The following is a 16,504-nucleotide window of genomic DNA, read 5'->3' on the forward strand; positions in this document are numbered from 1 at the left end:
ATCGCATCGCGCAAGCATAAACAAAAAAGGCGGGGTATCCCCGCCTTCGGCACATCATACGGAAACCCGCACCTCCACCTCCGCGCGCGCCAGCAAGCCGCTGCAACGCGGCGAAAGATGCGCGAATACGACCCGCTTGCCCGCGCGCTCGTAGCGCCCCTGCACCGCTTCGAGCGCGGCGATCGCCGAATGGTCCGCCACATGCAGATGCGCGCAGTCGATCGTGACGTGCGCGGGATCGCTCTGCGGATCGAACAACATCTGGAAGTGCGTGGCCGAGGCGAAGAACAGCGTACCGCGCGGCACGTACACGCGCTCGCCCGCAGCGGTGTCGCGTGTCTCGCAGCGGAACTCGCGCGCATGCTGCCACGCAAAATTGAGCGATGCGATCACGATGCCGCAAAGCACCGCCGTCGCGAGATCCGTGCACACGGTGATGATTGTGACCGCAACGATCACCACGGCGTCGTTGCGCGGCACCTTGTGCAGCACGCGCAGCGAGCCCCAAGCGAAGGTTTGCGCAGCCACCACGAACATCACGCCCACCAGCGCCGCGAGTGGAATGCGCTCGATCAGCGGCGAAAGGAAAAGAATGTAGAGCAGGATCATTACGCCGCTCGTCACGCCCGAGATGCGTGCGCGACCGCCCGAGCCGAGATTGATGACGGTCTGGCCGATCATCGCGCAGCCGCCCATCGCGCCGAACAGGCCCGAAGCGACGTTGGCCGCGCCGAGCGCCACGCACTCGCGGTTGGGGCGGCCGCGCGTGGCCGTCACGTCGTCGGTGAGGTTGAGCGTGAGGAGCGTCTCCAGCAGCCCCACCATCGCCATCAGTACCGCGTAGGGCAGCACGATCTTCAGCGTGGCGAGGTCGAACGGCACGGCGGGCAGCGCAAACGTGGGCAGGCCGCCTGCAATGTGCGCCATGTCGCCGAGCGTGCGCACCGGCAGGTGCAGCCACTGCGCGGCAAGCCCCACACCAACGATCGCCACGAGCGCGGGCGGCGCGGCCTTCGTCACGCGCGGCAGCACGTACACGATCGCCATGGTGAGCGCAACGAGCCCCGCCATCAGCGCGAGCGCCGGGCCGTGCATCCACTGCGGCCCCTGCGGGCCGGGCACCTTGAAGTGCTCGAACTGTGCGCGCGCAATGATGATCGCGAGGCCATTGACGAAGCCGAGCATCACCGGATGCGGCACCATGCGAATCAGCTTGCCGAGGCGCAACGCCCCGAACAGCACCATGACGATGCCGCTCAGCACGACCGTGGCAAACAGATACTGCGGGCCATGCTGAACCACGAGCGCGACGATCACCACGGCCATCGACCCCGCCGCGCCCGAAATCATCCCGGGCCGGCCGCCGAACAGCGCCGTGATCGTACAGATGAAAAATGCGCCGTACAGGCCCGCGAGCGGATTGACGCGCGCGACGAGCGCAAAGGCGATGCATTCAGGCACGAGCGCAAACGACGACGTGATGCCCGCGAGCAGTTCGCTACGCAGCGACGAAAAGCGGGAAGAGCGGCGCGAGCCGGAACGGTCGGATTCCATGAAGCGTTAGGGATTTGCGGCAGATTGGCTGGATGTCGTTACCACGCCCCACGCGGCGCGTGGGCTCGAAAGGCGGCGGGGAAAGCTCGGCGCGCGAAGCGGCGGTGTGGCGCCGCTTTCAGGAGGCCCGTGCAGGCGCACGCGCGCCATGGCGCGGTCCGGACGGACGAAAGGCCGCATCCTAGCATGATTGCCGTACGGTCGCCGGCGAGCGCGCGGGTTTGCGGGTAGCAAACACGGGCCGTCTTGAAGCGCCGCTCGCAGACGAAATCGACGAATACGCGCAGGCGTGACGGTCACGCCCGCAATGCCTCACGCAGTCCCGTTAGCTGTGCGCGCACCGAATTTCGCCCGGTATGCGCTCGGGCTCGTCAGCGCGATGCGCCTGAAGTGCCGCCGCATCGATTCTTCGGAACCGAATCCCGCAAGCTCGGCAATACGTGCGATGGCGAGGCGAGGCCGGGACTCGAGCAGATCGCGCGCAACCGCCACGCGCTCACGCAAGACCCACTCATACGGCCCCATGCCCGTTGCCTCCTGAAACTGCCGTTGCAGCGTTCGTGGGCTCATGGAGGCCCTGGCGGCCAACGACTCGACACTGTGCTCACGCTTCGGATTCGCCCGCACCCAGTCCATCAGTTGCGCGAGACGGCTGGCCTCGTCGGGCGGCATGGGGCGCGGGACGAACTGTGCCTGTCCGCCTTCGCGATGCGGCGCGACCACGAGCCGCTGCGCCACGCGATTGGCGACCGCAGGGCCATGATCCCGCCGCACGAGGTGAAGCAGCATGTCGAGCCCGGCAGCAGAGCCCGCCGAAGTCAGAATCTGCCCCTCGTCGACGTACAGCGCCTGCGGCTCCACGATGACGCGCGGATAGCGCTGCTGCAGGCGCTCGGCGTAGCGCCAATGCGTCGTCACGCGTTTGCCGTCCAGCACCCCCGCGGCGGCAAGCACGAACACTCCGGAACAGATCGAGCAAAGACGGGCGCCGCGCGCGTAGGCCGCACTCAGCTTCTTGAGCAGCGCCTTGGGCGGCAACTCGTCCGCGTCGCGCCAGCCCGGTATGACGATGGTCTGCGCCCGATCGAGCATCGCGAGCGTATAAGGCGCCTGCACCGTGATGCCGCCGGCAGCGCGCAGCGGCCCGCGCTCGAGCGCGCACACGGCGAAGCGATACCAGTCGACGTCCAGCTCCGGCCGCTCGAGTGCGAAAAATTCCGTCACGCAGCCGAATTCGAAGGTACACAGCTTGTCGTAGGCGAGCGCGACGACAAGATGATCGGTGGATTCATTCATGGCGCAATGTTACCGGAGATTGGCAATCGCGCCACTGGCTCGTCATGCAGCCTGCCTCGCACAATGGATGCCATCTCAACGCGCCACTCAGGAGCCGTATTCATGTCGACCGTATCCGCCATTCCTGCCGCCGGCAGCGCCCAAGCGCTCACGCATTTCACCGCGTCGCTGTGTTTTGAAACCGACTGCTCCGATGTGCATGCCGCACTCGCGGGCAACGAACCGCCGGATTTCGTTCTGCTCGACGTTCGTGGTCCCGCGCTCTATGCAGCCGGCCATGTGCCCGGCGCGGTCAACCTGCCGCACGGGAAGATCGTCGCGTCGAAGCTCGCGGCCTGGCCCGCCGAAACGTTGTTCGTGACGTACTGCGCCGGTCCGCATTGCAATGGGGCAACGCGTGGTGCGATCCGGCTCGCGCAGTTGGGAAGGCCCGTCAAGGTGATGATCGGCGGTGTAACGGGTTGGCTCGACGAAGGCTTCGAGCTGGCTGTCGACGAGGCGGGATAAGCGCCTGCCGCACAGTGTAAAAGTGCGTCGCGCTTACTTGCAGGGAAACGTTCCGACCAGCGCCTTGTAGATAAGGGCCGCGGTCGGCTCGAGAACATGATCGAGGTTGCGCTTCATCCATGCCGTCACGGCGGCGAGCTGGTCCTTGCGGCTGATATTCGGCGGCACACAGTACCGTGGCCGCTGCTTGTCGACGAGGGACTGCACCAGCACGCCGTTCGTGTAGCCGGCGTAATACATGACGCAAGCGTCGACATTCTCGGGCTTCTGGCATACGCCGAGGAAGACGTCGCCCTGATCGATCGTGGGGACCTGGTTCTGTGCCGGTGCCGGGGCCGGGGCCGGGGCCGGGGCCGGGGCCGGAGCCTGGACCTGTGCCGCAGTCGCCGCGGTCCGGGCCGTCTGTGGAAACGGAGTCTGCGCAAGCGCGCTGCCGGCGCACAGCACATTGGCGAGTACGAATCCTGCGAGGGTGAGCTTTTTCATTTCGGGGTAGAAACTATGCATGGGAAAAATCCAGCCGCGCAGCATAACGTCAGGCTGGTTGCATCAGGTTGTCCCTCGTCAGCGTTTCACTTCATTGCCCCGCGCCATCCCCCGCCGGATTCGCACTCTCGCGCAAACAATCCAGCGCCAGCCCCACGGCCGCGCGGCTCACGCTGTCACGCCGCCAGTACATGGCCACCGCGCCCGAACTGCCAAGCGGCATCGGCATGGCAAGCACGCGCAGCACGTTGAGCCGCTCGAAGCGCACGGCCGCGCGATGCGAGGCCACGCCGATCAGGCGCGTCTGGTTCAGCAGCGTCACATTGAGCATCGACGAATTCGATTCCACGGTGTGACGCGGCATGCTGCGCCCAGCCGCCGCGAGCGCCGTTTCGAGCGCCGTGCGAATGGGCGTGCCCGCCGGCCAGACGATCCACGCGTACTCGAACAAATCGGGCCAGTCCAGCTTGCGGCGTTTCGCTAGCGGATGCCCGAGCCCCACGACGAAGTTCACGGGGTCGCGATAGAGCGTCTCCATTTCGAGCGTCGGGTCGACCTGCGCATTGGCCGCGCGTCCCACTACGACGTCGAGGTCCCCGTGCACGAGCGCCGGCATCATGAGGTTCATCGTGCTTTCCACGAGCCGCACCTGCGCGCGCGGCATCGTCTCAATGAGCCGCGCGACCGCGAGCGGCACCGTGTCCGCCGCCGACACGCCCGACGTGCCAATCGAGATCAGCCCGCTGCCGCCCTCGCGCAGCGCGTCCATGTCGTCGCGCGCGCTGTCGAGGTGGCCCTCGATGCGCCGCGCGTGCTCGATCAGCGCCTCGCCATAGGGCGTGGGCCGCAGGCCGCGCGCGTGGCGCTCGAACAGCGGCAAGCCGATGTCGGCTTCGAGGTCCTTGAGCCACTTTGAGAGCGCCGGCTGTGTGGTGTTGAGCGCTTCGGCCGACTGGCTCAGATTGCCGGTCTGCGCCACGGAAAGCAGCATCTGCAGGTGCCGCAAACGCAGGCGATGTGTCCAGTCCATGTGTCCCCCGCCTAGCTATATCCAAAAACATATGGATAAGAAGAATTTGTGATTTTACCGGATATGGCTTGCTGACTTATAAATTCGTTCAGCGGCAATGGAAACGAACGCAGCACCGACAAATACACCGGAACACAGGAGACTCGCATGTCCAGCATGTCAGCCAACGCAGTCACGCCCGAACGCGCGGCCTACTACGCGCAGATCGCGCGCAGCGGCATGTCGCCGCTTTGGGAGTCGCTGCACGCCCTCGTGCCGAAGTCGCCGCGCCCGCAGGCCCTGCCCGCGATCTGGAAGTACGCGCAACTGCGCGAACTCGTCATGCAGGCGGGCTCGGTCATCAGCGCCGAAGAGGCGATCCGGCGCGTGCTCGTGCTTGAAAACCCCGGACTGCCAGGCAAATCGAGCCTGACGCCCAACCTCTACGCCGGCCTGCAGCTGATCCTGCCCGGCGAGATCGCGCCGAGCCATCGCCATACGCAATCGGCGCTTCGCTTCATCGTCGAAGGCAAAGGCGCGTGGACAGCCGTGAACGGCGAGCGCACCACCATGCACCCCGGCGACTTCATCATCACGCCCTCGTGGACCTGGCACGATCATGGCAATCCGTCGGTCGAGGAAGGCGGCGAGCCTGTGGTGTGGCTCGACGGTCTGGATATTCCGCTGATCGCGCATCTCGACGCGGGCTTCGCCGAAAATTACCCCGAGGCCACGCAGCCCGTCGCGCGCCCCGAAGGCGACAGCTTCGCGCGCTTTGGCCACAACATGCTGCCCGTGCGCCATACGGTGAGTGATCCGACTTCGCCGATCTTCAGCTACCCGTATGCGCGCAGCCGCGAAGCGCTAGAGACGCTCTACCGCAACGGCGAACTCGACAACTGGGACGGCGTGAAGCTGCGCTACGTGAATCCGGCCACGGGCGGCTGGCCCATGCCCACCATGGCGACCTTCATGCAGTTCTTGCCTGCGGGCTTCAAGGGTAAGACCTACCGCAGCACCGATTCGACCGTCTATTGCGTGGTGGAAGGCCACGGCGCGGTGCGCGTCGGCGAGGAGCGCTTCACGTTCGACCCGCACGACGTGTTCGTCGCGCCTTCATGGGTGCCGGTGCAACTCGAAGCACAAAGCGACGCCGTGCTCTTCAGCTATTCCGATCGCCCTGTGCTCGCCGCGCTCAATCTGCTGCGCGAGGAACGCATCGGCTAACGCCTTTGTGGCAAGCGCGTGTCCGATTCGATACGGGCTTACCCATTAATTCGCAATCCATATCAACCTAGTCACTCTCCCAAAGAGCAACCATCATGGCATTCGTTTTTCAGCCCGAGGCGCCCGTCGCCCTTGCCGTTGCCGGCTCGACCGATCAGTTCGCCGTACGCCGCGTGTATTGCGTGGGCCGCAACTACGCCGCGCATGCGCGCGAAATGGGCTTCGACCCGGACCGCGAGCCGCCCTTCTTCTTCTGCAAGCCCGATAACGCCATCGTGCCCGTGGCCTATGGGCAAACGCTCGAACTCCCGTATCCCGCGCAAACGCAGAACTACCACTACGAGGCCGAACTCGTGGCGGTGATCGGCAAGGCAGGCTCGGACATCGCCCTGGAAGATGCGCTCTCGCACGTGTGGGGCTACGCCGTGGGCCTCGACATGACGCGCCGCGACCTGCAGATGAAGATGCGCGAAATGGGCCGCCCCTGGGAGATCGGCAAGGCGTTCGATCTTTCCGCGCCGGTCGGGCCCGTGCATCCGGCAAGCGTCGCCGGCCACTTCGACAACGCGGGCCTGTGGCTCACAGTGAACGGCGAAACGAAACAGAAGAGCGATGTCTCTCACCTCATCTGGTCGGTGGCCGAAACGGTTTCGTATCTCTCGAAGTTCTTCCGCCTCGAACCGGGCGATGTGATCTTCACCGGCACGCCCGAAGGCGTGGGCCCCGTGAAAGCCGGCGACACCATGAAGGTGGGCGTCGAACGCCTGGGCGAGCTGACCGTCAAGGTGGTTTGAAGCGCAGCCGTTTTACAGGAAAGTCCATCGTGCAGCTCTACAGCTTCTTCAATAGCTCGACTTCGTACCGCGTGCGCATCGCGTTGCGGCTCAAGGGCGTCGAGCATGACTATCTCGGCGTGAACATCCGCACCGGCGAGCATCGCGCGCCGAACTATGTCGAGCACATCAACGCTTCGGCGGCGGTGCCGGCGATCGTCGAAGGCGACCTCCATCTTGGCCAGTCGCTCGCCATCATCGACTGGCTCGACGCGCGCTATCCGGAGCCGCGCCTGATTCCGGCCAAGGAGCAAGCGCGTGCGCGCGTGCTTGAACTCGCGTATCTGATTGGCTGCGATATCCATCCGGTCAACAACCTGCGCGTGCTCAAGTATCTGCAGGACGTGCTGGACGTCACGCAGGAACAAAAGAACGCGTGGTATCGCCACTGGATCGCAGAAGGCATGGCGGGCGTCGAGCGCCTGCTCGCGCAAGCGGCAACGGCGCACGATGGACCATGGTGCTTCGGCGCGGCGCCGACACTGGCCGACTGCTGCCTCGTGCCGCAAATCGCCAATGCGCTTCGTATGGGCTGCGACCTCTCAGCCTATGAACGCAGCATGGCTGTGTATCGGCACGCTAGCGAGCACCCCGCATTCGCAGCGGCCGAGCCGCAGCGTCAGCCCGATTACACCCGCTAGCCACGCGCCTCAAACAAATCATTCAGGAGACAAGACATGCATACCTCTAACGGCAGGCGCAGCGCGATCGTGGTGGGCGGCGGTATCGGCGGACTGGCCGCGGCGCTCGCGCTCGCGCGGGCCGACGTTCGTGTGCTGCTGCTCGAGCAGGCGCCGCAGATCGGCGAGATCGGCGCGGGCATCCAGCTCGGCCCCAATGCGTTCACGGCGCTCGACGCACTCGGCGCGGGTGAAGCGGCGCGCAATCGCGCGGTATTCACCGACTCGCTCACGCTCATGGACGCGACCAACGCCAAGCCCGTTGCGCGCATCGAAACGGGCGAGCGCTTTCGCGAGCGCTTTGGCAATCCGTATGGCGTGATTCATCGCGCGGACATTCATCTGTCGATTCTCGAAGCAGTGAAAGACAACCCGCTCATCCAGTTCCGCACCGACACGCAAATCAAATCGCTCGAGCAAAACGAGTCAGGTGTAACCGTGATCGATCAGCATGGCGAGCGCTACAGCGCCGACGCCGTGATCGGCTGCGACGGCGTGAAGTCCGCGGTGCGCGCGGCGTTGATCGGCGACGAGCCGCGCGTGACGGGCCACGTGGTCTACCGCGCCGTGGTAGACGTGGACAACATGCCGAAGGATCTGCAGATCAACGCGCCCGTGGTGTGGGCGGGGCCGCACTGCCACCTCGTGCACTACCCGTTGCGCGGCGGCCGCCAGTACAACCTCGTCGTGACCTTCCACAGCCGTGAGCAGGAAGTCTGGGGCGTGCGCGACGGCAGCAAGGAGGAGGTTCTTTCGTACTTCCAGGGAATCGACGCCCTGCCGCGCCAGATGCTCGACCGGCCCACGTCGTGGAAGCGTTGGGCCACGGCCGACCGCGACCCGGTCGAACAATGGAGCTTCGGGCGCGCCACGATACTCGGCGACGCCGCGCACCCGATGACGCAGTACATGGCGCAGGGCGCCTGCCAGGCGCTCGAAGACGCGGTCACGCTGGGCGTTGCCGTCAAGGCAGCCGATGGCGATTTCGTCGAGGCATTCAAGCGCTATGAAGCGGCGCGCATTCCGCGCACGGCGCGTGTGCTCTACTCCGCGCGCGAAATGGGCCGCATTTACCACGCGAAGGGCGTGGACCGTCTGGTGCGCAATGCGCTGTGGGTGGGCCGCACCCAGGACCAGTTCTACGACTCGCTGCAATGGCTCTACGGCTGGCACGCCGAGAACTGCCTCGACACCGGCTCGGTGTAAAAGCTAGCGCGCGAAGTACATGTCGTGAAGCTCATCCACGTTCACGTCCTTCGCGCGCGCAGCGAACGTGACCTTGCCGCCCTGCATGAGATACACCTGATCGGCCAGGCGCAACGCCATGTTGGTGTTCTGCTCCACCAGTACGATGGTGCGCCCCGCAGCCTTGAGGCGTTCGAGAATCGCGAACACTTCCTGCACCATGACGGGCGCAAGCCCAAGCGAAGGCTCGTCGATCAGCATGAGTTGCGGCGACGACATGAGCCCGCGCCCCAGCGCCAGCATCTGCGCCTGACCACCCGATAGCGTGCCGGCGGGCAGCGCCCGGCGCTCCTTGAGCAACGGAAACAGCGCGTAGACCTCTTCGAGCTGCGATTTCGCACCAGCGCGCCGCGTTTTCGCGAACGCGCCCAGCATCAGGTTCTCCTCGATCGACATGTCGCGGAAGATCATGCGCCCTTCGGGCACCATCGCAATGCCGCGCTGCGCCATGTCCCACGTAGGCACGCCCGCGAGCGGCGCGCCGTCGAAGGTGATCTGACCGCGCTCGAGCGGCACGAGCCCCATGATCGCGCGCAGCAGCGTGGTCTTGCCTGCGCCGTTCGGGCCCACGATGGTCGTGACTTCCCCGCTCACAATATTGAGCGAAACGTCCCACAACACGTTGATCGCGCCATAGCCTGCGCGGGCGCTGCTGACTTCAAGCATGGGCGGCCTCCCCCGTATAGCTGCGCACGACTTCCGGATCGCGGAACACATCGGCGGGCGGGCCGTCGGCGATCAGCTTGCCGAAGTTGAGCACGCACACGCGGCGGCACAGGTTCATCACGGTTTCGATATCGTGCTCGATGATCAGGATGCCTACGTTGTAACGCTCGTGCACCGCCAGCAGCGTTTGCATGAAGCGGCGTTTGGTAGCGGTCTCGAGGCCGCCCAGAACCTCGTCGAGCAGCAGCAGCTTCGGCCCCGTGGCAAGCGCCTTCGCCACTTCCAGCGCCTTGAGTTCGGTCAGCGCGAGTTCCGTGGCCGCGTCGCGCTGCGCCTTGCCCTCGAGACCCATGAAAGCGAGGATCTCGTCGATGCGCGCCTCGTCCACGCGTCCGGTGCCGAAGCGTTGCGCGACGATCAGGTTCTCACGCACCGTGAGTTCGTGCATGGGCTGCGGCACCTGGAACGTGCGCCCGATGCCAAGACGCGCGCGGCGATAAAGCGGCGACTTCAGAAGATCGACGTTGCCGAAGCGGATCGAGCCGCTCGTGGGCCGCACGAGCCCTGAAATCGCGTTGAAGAGCGTGGTCTTGCCTGCGCCGTTCGGGCCAACCAGACCCACCACGTCGCGCGTGCCGAGCGACAGCGAAACACCGTTGACTGCCGTGATCCCGCCAAAACGGATCGATACGTCCTGCAAGCGCAGTTCCGCTGCCTGGTCAGCTTGCTGCATAAACACCTCGCCGGGTACGTTTGAAGCGCAGCGCGGTCAGACCCGCGGGGCTCACGATGATCATTGCCACGAGCAGGATGCCCAGCACGATCTGGTGCCCCGTTGGCAGCAGGCTCTTGAGCACGAGTTGATCCACGAGATAAACCGTCACCGCGCCCACCAGCGGCCCGAGTATGGTGCGATAGCCGCCGCAGATCGCCGCGATGATCGGCACGACGGCCCAGCTCGCATTGAACGCGTAGTCGGGTTCGAGAAAGTTGATGTAGTGCGCGTTGAACGCACCGACGAGCCCCGTCATCAGCGCCGAGAGCATCAGCATGGCGAGTTTGAGCATCACGCTGTTCACGCCCACCACGCGCGTGGCGTCCTCCGACTCGTGCATCGCACGCAGCGCGAGTCCCACGTGGCTGCCGCGCAGCCGCGCATAAATCGCGGCGAACACGAGCACGAGCGTGAGCACGACGAGATAGCCGCCGCTCTTGCTGCCGAAGTCGAAGCCCGCGACCTTCGGCAGCCCCGGAATGCTCGAGAGACCGCTCGCGCCGCCGGTGAGATCGGACCATTCGGTCGCGATGATGCGGAAGATCTGCGCATACGCGAGGATGGCGAGCGCGAAGTACGGCCCCTTCAGGCGCAGCGCGGGCGCCATGGCGAGCGAGGCGATTGCGGCTCCCACACCGCCCGCGAGCATCGCGGGAAACACGGGCCAGCCGGCCTTCAGCGTAAGAAGTGCGGAAATATACGAACCCACGCCAAAAAACGCCGCGTGCCCAAAGCTCACCATGCCGCCGAGGTTGCCGAGCAGCGCCCACGCCAGCGCCACGCCGGCGATCGTGAGCGAGGCCACCGCGAGACTCATGAGATACAGGTTCTGCCCGAACACGAGCGGCACGCCCGCGTAGAGCACGACCAGCACCACGGTGAGCACGGCCACGCGCGGGCCGGACCCGGCCGTTGTGGTTTTCAATGTCGACATCGTTCTCATCCCCTTCGTTTCGCCACGCCGAACAAGCCGTTCGGCAGCACGTAGAGCACGAGCAGGAACAGCAGCATGCCCGCGAGCTCCTGCAGCGCCGAACTGGCGAGCGTGACGGTGAGCGCCTCGGTAATGCCGAGCAGCATCGCGCCCGCCAGCACGCCCGGAATCGAACCCACGCCCGCGAGCACGGTGATGATGAACGCCTTGACGGTCAGCGCCTCGCCAATGGAAGGCTGGATCGCGCTCGACGCGTAGATCGACACGCCCGCGCACGAAGCGAGCAGCCCCGCGACGACGAACGAGATCAGTTCGGTCTTGCGCGGGTCGATGCCCATCAGGCGCGCCGCGTCGCGGTTGCTGGAGATCGCGCGCACGGCGCGGCCATACCACGAACGCGAGAGCCACCACCAGAGTGCGAGCATCAACACCACGCTGATGCCGAACGAGAGCACTTCGCTGCGCATGGAAAGCAGGCTGCCGAGCATCACGCTGTCCTGCAGCCATGCGCTGCCGGTCGAGCGCACGTCGGCGCCCCAGCCGAGCAGCACGGCATTGGTCAGCACGATGCCGATGCCGTAGGTGAGGATCAGCGAGTTCAGCTCGCGGTCGCGCTTGATGCGGCTCACGAGATACCACGCAGCCGCCGCAGCCACGCAGACCACGGGAATCGCCACCGGAATCGCGAACACAGGATTGAGACCGAGCTTCGTCTCGAACGTGTAGGCGATATAGGCGGCCAGCAGCACCAGTTCGCCGTGGGCGAGATTGATGATGCGCATCGAGCCGAACACCAGCGCGAGCCCCAGCGCGACGAGCGCATACGCGCCGCCCACGAGCACGCCCGAATACAGCGATTGCAGCAACAGGTCCGTCATCGCGGCTCCTCCTTCGTTGCGCGCGCAATTACCACGGCAGCGCGGGGTAGTTCAGCTTGCCGGTGGCGCGCTCCTTCGGCCACACGAGCACGATGCGATTGCCCTGGATCTGCGCCATGTTGTTCAGGAACGCGGGGTTGTCGCCGTTCGGCGCGAAGCTCACCTTGCCGATCAACGTGTCGTGCGGCTTCGCGCGCAGTTCGGCGGCAATGCCGTCCTGCTTGAGCGTGCCCGCATCGGCCGCGCGCGCCATGGCATCGAACAGCAGACGCGATTGCACATAGGCGAATTCGGCCAGGTAGTCCGGTTCCTTGTGATATGCAGCCTGATACGCCTGCACGAAAGCCTTGCCGTCCGCCGTGCCGAAGTCCGCGGGGTACGGCAGCATCGCGCAGCCGATCACGTTGTTCACGAGGTCCGGGTAGTCGGTGGTCATCTTCGGCGTGACGATGGACCACGCGCCCATCACGGCTTTCAGTTGCGGGCGCAACACCTTGGCGGCGCGCAGAATGCCGATATAGTCGTTCTCGTACGCGATCATCAGCAGCACTTCAGGTTTGTCCTGCAGTCGCACCTTGTTCACGAGCGGCTTGAAGTCGGTCATCGCCGGGTCAAACGCGTGCACGGTCACCGTCACGCCCTGAGCGCGCAGTTGCGTGGAGACTTCGTTGCTAAGATCGGTGGTGGCCTGTTTCGTCGAGGCGACAATCGAAACCGACTTCACGCCCATGGCGTTCAACTGCCCCACCACGGCCTTCGAATAGCCCGATGCGGGTCCGATGCGGAAAAAATGCTTGAGGCCGCGCGAGGTCATCGCACTGTCCACGGCGCCCGAGGTGATATAGACGACGCCGGCCTTGTCGGCCGCTTCAGAAGCCGGGCTCACCGAATTGGAGCCGTAGCCCCCCGTAATGGCGAGCACGCCTTGTGAGGCGAGCTGTTCCACCGCGGAAACAGCTTTCGCGGGCTGTGCCTCGTCGTCGACCACGGTGAGCGCCACTTTATGTTTGCCGCTGCCCTTGTTGAAGAGATCGGCGGCGAGGCGAATGCCTTCGAGCTGCGCGTTGCCTGCGCGCGCCATCGACCCGGTCAGCGGCAACTCCACGCCCACGGGCAGCGTGTCGGCAAATGCGGCGGGCGTGTGGGCGAGCAGCGCGCAGGCGCTGGCCGCCCCCGCGCCGATGCGAAAGAGCGCGCGCACGAGGGCGCGCGGCTTGCTGCGAGTAGCGAAGCGGACCATCGAACCTCCAAACCTTAGTCTCGGTGATAGGTAGCGGCGCCGTTCATACGCGGCGCTCGCCCTGTTTCGTTGTTCTATGTTTTGCTTACCACGGCACGCCCGGGTAGACCGCCTTCGCCGTTGCGTAGTTGGCGGGCCATACGAGCGCGAGCTTGCCGTCGTGCGCGAACTGGCCCATGTGCGCCACGTAGTTCGTGTTGTCGCCGCGCGCGTCGAACGCCACCTTGCCGAGGAACGTGTCGTCGCGCTGCGTGGCGCGCAGCGTGTCGGCGAGACCGCCCTTGTCGAGCGTGCCGGCTTTCTGCGCGGAGGCGATCGCGTCGAAGAGCAGTTGCGCGTAGACGAACGACGTCTGCGACTGATAGTTCGAGGTGGTCTTGAAGAGCCGCTGGTAGGTGTCGGAGAAGTCGCGCTGGTCCGCCGAGCGGTAGTCAGCCGGCGAGGACAGCACGGTCGCGCCGTATACGTTGGGCACGAGGTCGGGGAACGACTGCGCCATCTTCGGGCTCGCGAACGCCCATGGCGCCGCAATCGCCTTCAGGTCGGGCTTGAGCACGCGCGAGGCGCGCAGTATGCCCACGTAATCGTTTTCGTAGCCGAGCATCGCCATGGCGTCGGGCTTGTCCTGCAGCTTGACCTTGTTGATGAGCGGCTTGAAGTCGCTGATCGAGGGATCGTAGGCATGCAGGAACGTCTTCACGCCCTGGGCCTTGAGCGCCGTGTCGAGCTGTTTGGCGAGGTCGCTCGTCGCGTCCTTCGTCGAGTAGAGGATCGCGACCGACTTCACGCCCAGCGAGTTGAAGAGACCCACCATGCCCTTCGTGTAGCCGGGCGTGTTGCTCACGCGAAAGAAGTTCTTCAGGCCGCGCGTGACCATGTCGTCGCTGGTGCCGCCCGAGGTCACGTAGACGAGCCCGGCCTTGTTCGCGGCTTCGGACGCCGGGCCGGCGCAGTTCGAATTGGCCGCGCCCGCAATCGCGACCACATGCTGCGAGGCGAGCTGTTCGACGGCGGCAACGGCCTTGGCCGGGTTCGATTCGTCGTCCACGGCGACGAGCGTGATCTTGTCCTGCGGATGGCGCCGGTTGTAGATGTCGGCCGCCACCTGGATGCCGCGGTACATCTCTGTGCCCGCCTGCGCGAGCGCGCCGGTGAGCGGCAGCTCCACGCCCACGCGCCATTCCGTTGCGTGCGCAAGCGACGGCGCGAGGGCGATGGCCAGTGCCGCCGCCAGCGCGTTGCGCAGGCGCGCCCGCGCGGGCCGCACACGTGCGGATTTGCCGATGCCCGCGTGCTGCGCGCGCGTCTTGAGTCGCGTCATGTCTCCTCCTTTGCCTTCCGGGGCTTTTGTGTACTTTGGCGTGTTGCTGCGCGGCGGCCGTCTGATTCGCCTGTACGCGCCACTACTGGACAGGTGCCAGTGTGGTTCAGCCGGGCGGGGCCAACAATTCGTTTTCGGGAAAGCGGGCGTTCGGCTGGCTGGAAGTCGGCATTTGTCCCGATGCGTGGGCACGCGCAGCCGGCGGAGCCATTGAGGAGGGGCGAAAAAAAACCGCTGCACTCAGGCAGCGGTCTTGGGGAACGGCTCGGCGCACTACACAGGGTGTGCGCCGTCAAACGGACGGTCTATGGATGCGCTCAGGCCGGCGCGTTTTCAGTGGCCAGCTTCGAGACCATGCCGGTCTTGGCGTCGTAGGCATAGCCCTGTTGCTCCAGATGAGCGCTGACCGCTTCGACGACCACCTGCTGCTGGGCCTCCTTGCGCAGCAGGTCATGCTCCGGCGCGACCTGGCCCAGCTCGGCGGCAAGGCGGCGGCTCAGCGAGGCTTCGCCTGCGCTGCGGGCAAGGCCCACGATCGCCTTTTCGTTGGCTTGGGCCAGTTGCTGCTTCAGACCGTTTGCGTACTCGGACCAGCGCTTGATGTTCTCGCGTGCATCGGTAATCGCGGCGGCGTGCGTTGCCGTCTCGTGGGCAAGCTGGGCCTTCAGCGCCTCGACTTCTTCCGGGTCGGCGGCGGCCGTCTCTGCCTCGGCTGCGCCCTCGGCCGCTTCGCTCGACGCCGCGGCATTGGCGAATTCGCCCAGTTCGGCCAGTTCGGTCGCGCGCTGCTGTGCGGCTTCGGCGCGCTCCTGCGCTTCGGTCAAGCTCGCCGTCAGACGTTCAATTTCGGAAGCGTCGGCCGTGCGCTCTTCGCTCAGGCTGGCGAGCTGCTGCTGGGCGTTCTGCAGTTCGGTTGCGGCGGCGTCGCGTTCGGCCTGCGCACCGGCGACCTGTTCGCGCTGGGCCGCGTGGGCTTCCTGCTCGGCCTGCAGCGCGGCGCGAATGGCCTCCAGTTCGCCTTCGAGCTTCGCAACGGCCTCTGCATGAGCCGCGTCCAGCGCGGCGCGCTCCGCTTCTTCATGTTCGGTCGAGACGGCAGGCTCGGCTTGCTCGGCCGCCTCCGCGGCTGCGGCTTCGCCTGCCGCGCCTTCGGCGGCCTGGCTCGCATGCGCCTCGCGCTCGGCTGCCAATTCGGCGACCGCGCGCTCAAGTTCCGCCTCGAGGGTCGAGACGCGCTCCGCCAGTTCCTCGGCGCGCTTTTCCGCTGCCTCGGCACGCTGCACCGCGCTCGCGATGTCTTCTTCCAGACCCGACCCGGCGTCGGTCTTCGTCTCGTAGGCACGCGTCATCTTGTCCAGCTGGACTTGCAGGGCGTCGAGCTCCTGGACGGTGGTCTGCAGCTCTTCGAGCGCATTGTCGCGTTCGTTGCAGGCGTCTTCGACGCGCTCGCGCATCGACTGCAGCCGGCGCGCCACGGCGCGCTCAGCCTCGTCCTGCGCCGAGGTCCACAGACGGTCGAGCGCGTCGCGCATCGTGTCCGTCACAGTTTCCGGCAACGCCGGGCGTTCCACGACCTGCTGCACGCGCGGGGCCCGCTCTTCGCGCCACTTGCGCAGCGACGCAGCAACTGCGACCACCGAGCCGGTATGCACTTCGGACCAAATGGCCATGGGAGAAACCTTCTGGCCCTCGTCGGCCATCCGTTCCGCGATTTCCGCAACCAGTTCGTCCGTGATCGTAATGCTGCTTGACATATCTGCCTCGAGAAAGTGCGAGCCCACCCCGCGTTTCTAGAGATTGTCAGCCAACCACCCCCCGGTTAATCGATGGAAAAGCCGGGTTTAAGGGGGGGT

The 16,504-nt window shown here is 65.7% G+C and carries 16 protein-coding genes; 5 read left to right on the top strand and 11 right to left on the bottom strand.

All coding sequences use genetic code 11. The features are described from left to right. Nucleotides 1-54 precede the first annotated feature (54 nt). Together U5A52_RS36450 and ftrA are read right to left on the bottom strand one after the other, a co-directional pair. On the bottom strand, nt 55-1,554 hold the full coding sequence (locus U5A52_RS36450; RefSeq protein WP_321916464.1) for a SulP family inorganic anion transporter: 1,500 nt from the start codon (nt 1,552-1,554) through the stop codon (nt 55-57). A 312-nt stretch (nt 1,555-1,866) separates the two neighbouring features. Continuing rightward, a complete protein-coding gene (gene ftrA, locus U5A52_RS36455; RefSeq protein ID WP_321938910.1) occupies nt 1,867-2,850 on the bottom strand; it encodes a transcriptional regulator FtrA in 984 nt (327 codons plus the stop codon). Between the two features lie 102 nt (nt 2,851-2,952). Here ftrA and U5A52_RS36460 point away from each other — a divergent pair, with 102 nt between their 5' ends. Next, on the top strand, nt 2,953-3,357 hold the full coding sequence (locus U5A52_RS36460; protein WP_321938911.1) for a rhodanese-like domain-containing protein: 405 nt from the start codon (nt 2,953-2,955) through the stop codon (nt 3,355-3,357). 33 nt (nt 3,358-3,390) lie between these two features. Here U5A52_RS36460 and U5A52_RS36465 read toward each other — a convergent pair whose 3' ends face one another. Next, complete coding sequence (locus U5A52_RS36465; protein WP_321938913.1) at nt 3,391-3,864, bottom strand: Rap1a/Tai family immunity protein; 474 nt, start codon at nt 3,862-3,864, stop codon at nt 3,391-3,393. A 70-nt stretch (nt 3,865-3,934) separates the two neighbouring features. Continuing rightward, a complete protein-coding gene (locus U5A52_RS36470) occupies nt 3,935-4,873 on the bottom strand; it encodes a LysR substrate-binding domain-containing protein (protein ID WP_321916473.1) in 939 nt (312 codons plus the stop codon). A 156-nt stretch (nt 4,874-5,029) separates the two neighbouring features. Here U5A52_RS36470 and gtdA point away from each other — a divergent pair, with 156 nt between their 5' ends. The 4 genes from gtdA to U5A52_RS36490 all read left to right on the top strand — a co-directional run bounded on the left by gtdA (nt 5,030) and on the right by U5A52_RS36490 (nt 8,798). Further along, entirely contained in the window at nt 5,030-6,079 is a 1,050-nt protein-coding gene (gtdA, locus tag U5A52_RS36475; RefSeq protein ID WP_321916564.1) for a gentisate 1,2-dioxygenase, read from the top strand. 95 nt (nt 6,080-6,174) lie between these two features. Then, nucleotides 6,175-6,873 carry a fumarylacetoacetate hydrolase family protein gene (locus U5A52_RS36480; RefSeq protein ID WP_158762985.1) on the top strand — a complete coding sequence of 233 codons (699 nt, stop codon included), beginning with the start codon at nt 6,175-6,177 and terminating at the stop codon, nt 6,871-6,873. Between the two features lie 29 nt (nt 6,874-6,902). Beyond that, nucleotides 6,903-7,553 (top strand): maleylacetoacetate isomerase, encoded by a 651-nt coding sequence (gene maiA, locus U5A52_RS36485; protein ID WP_321938915.1) that lies wholly within the window; start codon nt 6,903-6,905, stop codon nt 7,551-7,553. Between the two features lie 36 nt (nt 7,554-7,589). Next, the gene (locus U5A52_RS36490) at nt 7,590-8,798 is read left to right on the top strand and encodes a 3-hydroxybenzoate 6-monooxygenase (RefSeq protein WP_321938916.1); all 1,209 of its coding nucleotides are present in this window, start codon (nt 7,590-7,592) and stop codon (nt 8,796-8,798) included. 3 nt (nt 8,799-8,801) lie between these two features. Here U5A52_RS36490 and U5A52_RS36495 read toward each other — a convergent pair whose 3' ends face one another. From U5A52_RS36495 to U5A52_RS36525, 7 genes are all read right to left on the bottom strand, one after another. Continuing rightward, nucleotides 8,802-9,503, bottom strand: a complete 702-nt coding sequence (locus U5A52_RS36495; RefSeq protein ID WP_321916480.1) for an ABC transporter ATP-binding protein — start codon at nt 9,501-9,503, stop codon at nt 8,802-8,804. Then, the gene (locus tag U5A52_RS36500) at nt 9,496-10,236 is read right to left on the bottom strand and encodes an ABC transporter ATP-binding protein (protein WP_321938918.1); all 741 of its coding nucleotides are present in this window, start codon (nt 10,234-10,236) and stop codon (nt 9,496-9,498) included. The genes U5A52_RS36495 and U5A52_RS36500 overlap by 8 nt, the downstream gene beginning before the upstream one ends. After that, nucleotides 10,223-11,212: a branched-chain amino acid ABC transporter permease gene (locus tag U5A52_RS36505; RefSeq protein ID WP_321938920.1), complete on the bottom strand. Its 990-nt coding sequence runs from the start codon at nt 11,210-11,212 to the stop codon at nt 10,223-10,225. Before U5A52_RS36505 ends, U5A52_RS36500 begins: the two co-directional genes overlap by 14 nt. Before the next feature lie 5 nt (nt 11,213-11,217). After that, entirely contained in the window at nt 11,218-12,090 is an 873-nt protein-coding gene (locus U5A52_RS36510; RefSeq protein ID WP_321938921.1) for a branched-chain amino acid ABC transporter permease, read from the bottom strand. A gap of 28 nt (nt 12,091-12,118) precedes the next feature. After that, entirely contained in the window at nt 12,119-13,330 is a 1,212-nt protein-coding gene (locus U5A52_RS36515; protein WP_321938923.1) for an ABC transporter substrate-binding protein, read from the bottom strand. 85 nt (nt 13,331-13,415) lie between these two features. Continuing rightward, on the bottom strand, nt 13,416-14,651 hold the full coding sequence (locus U5A52_RS36520; RefSeq protein WP_321938925.1) for an ABC transporter substrate-binding protein: 1,236 nt from the start codon (nt 14,649-14,651) through the stop codon (nt 13,416-13,418). Nucleotides 14,652-14,968: 317 nt separating this feature from the next. Continuing rightward, a complete protein-coding gene (locus U5A52_RS36525; RefSeq protein WP_321938927.1) occupies nt 14,969-16,405 on the bottom strand; it encodes a DNA-binding protein in 1,437 nt (478 codons plus the stop codon). Nucleotides 16,406-16,504 lie beyond the last annotated feature (99 nt).

The sequence above is a fragment of the Paraburkholderia sp. J8-2 genome (genome assembly GCF_905220195.1).
Taxonomy (GTDB): Bacteria; Pseudomonadota; Gammaproteobacteria; order Burkholderiales; family Burkholderiaceae; genus Paraburkholderia.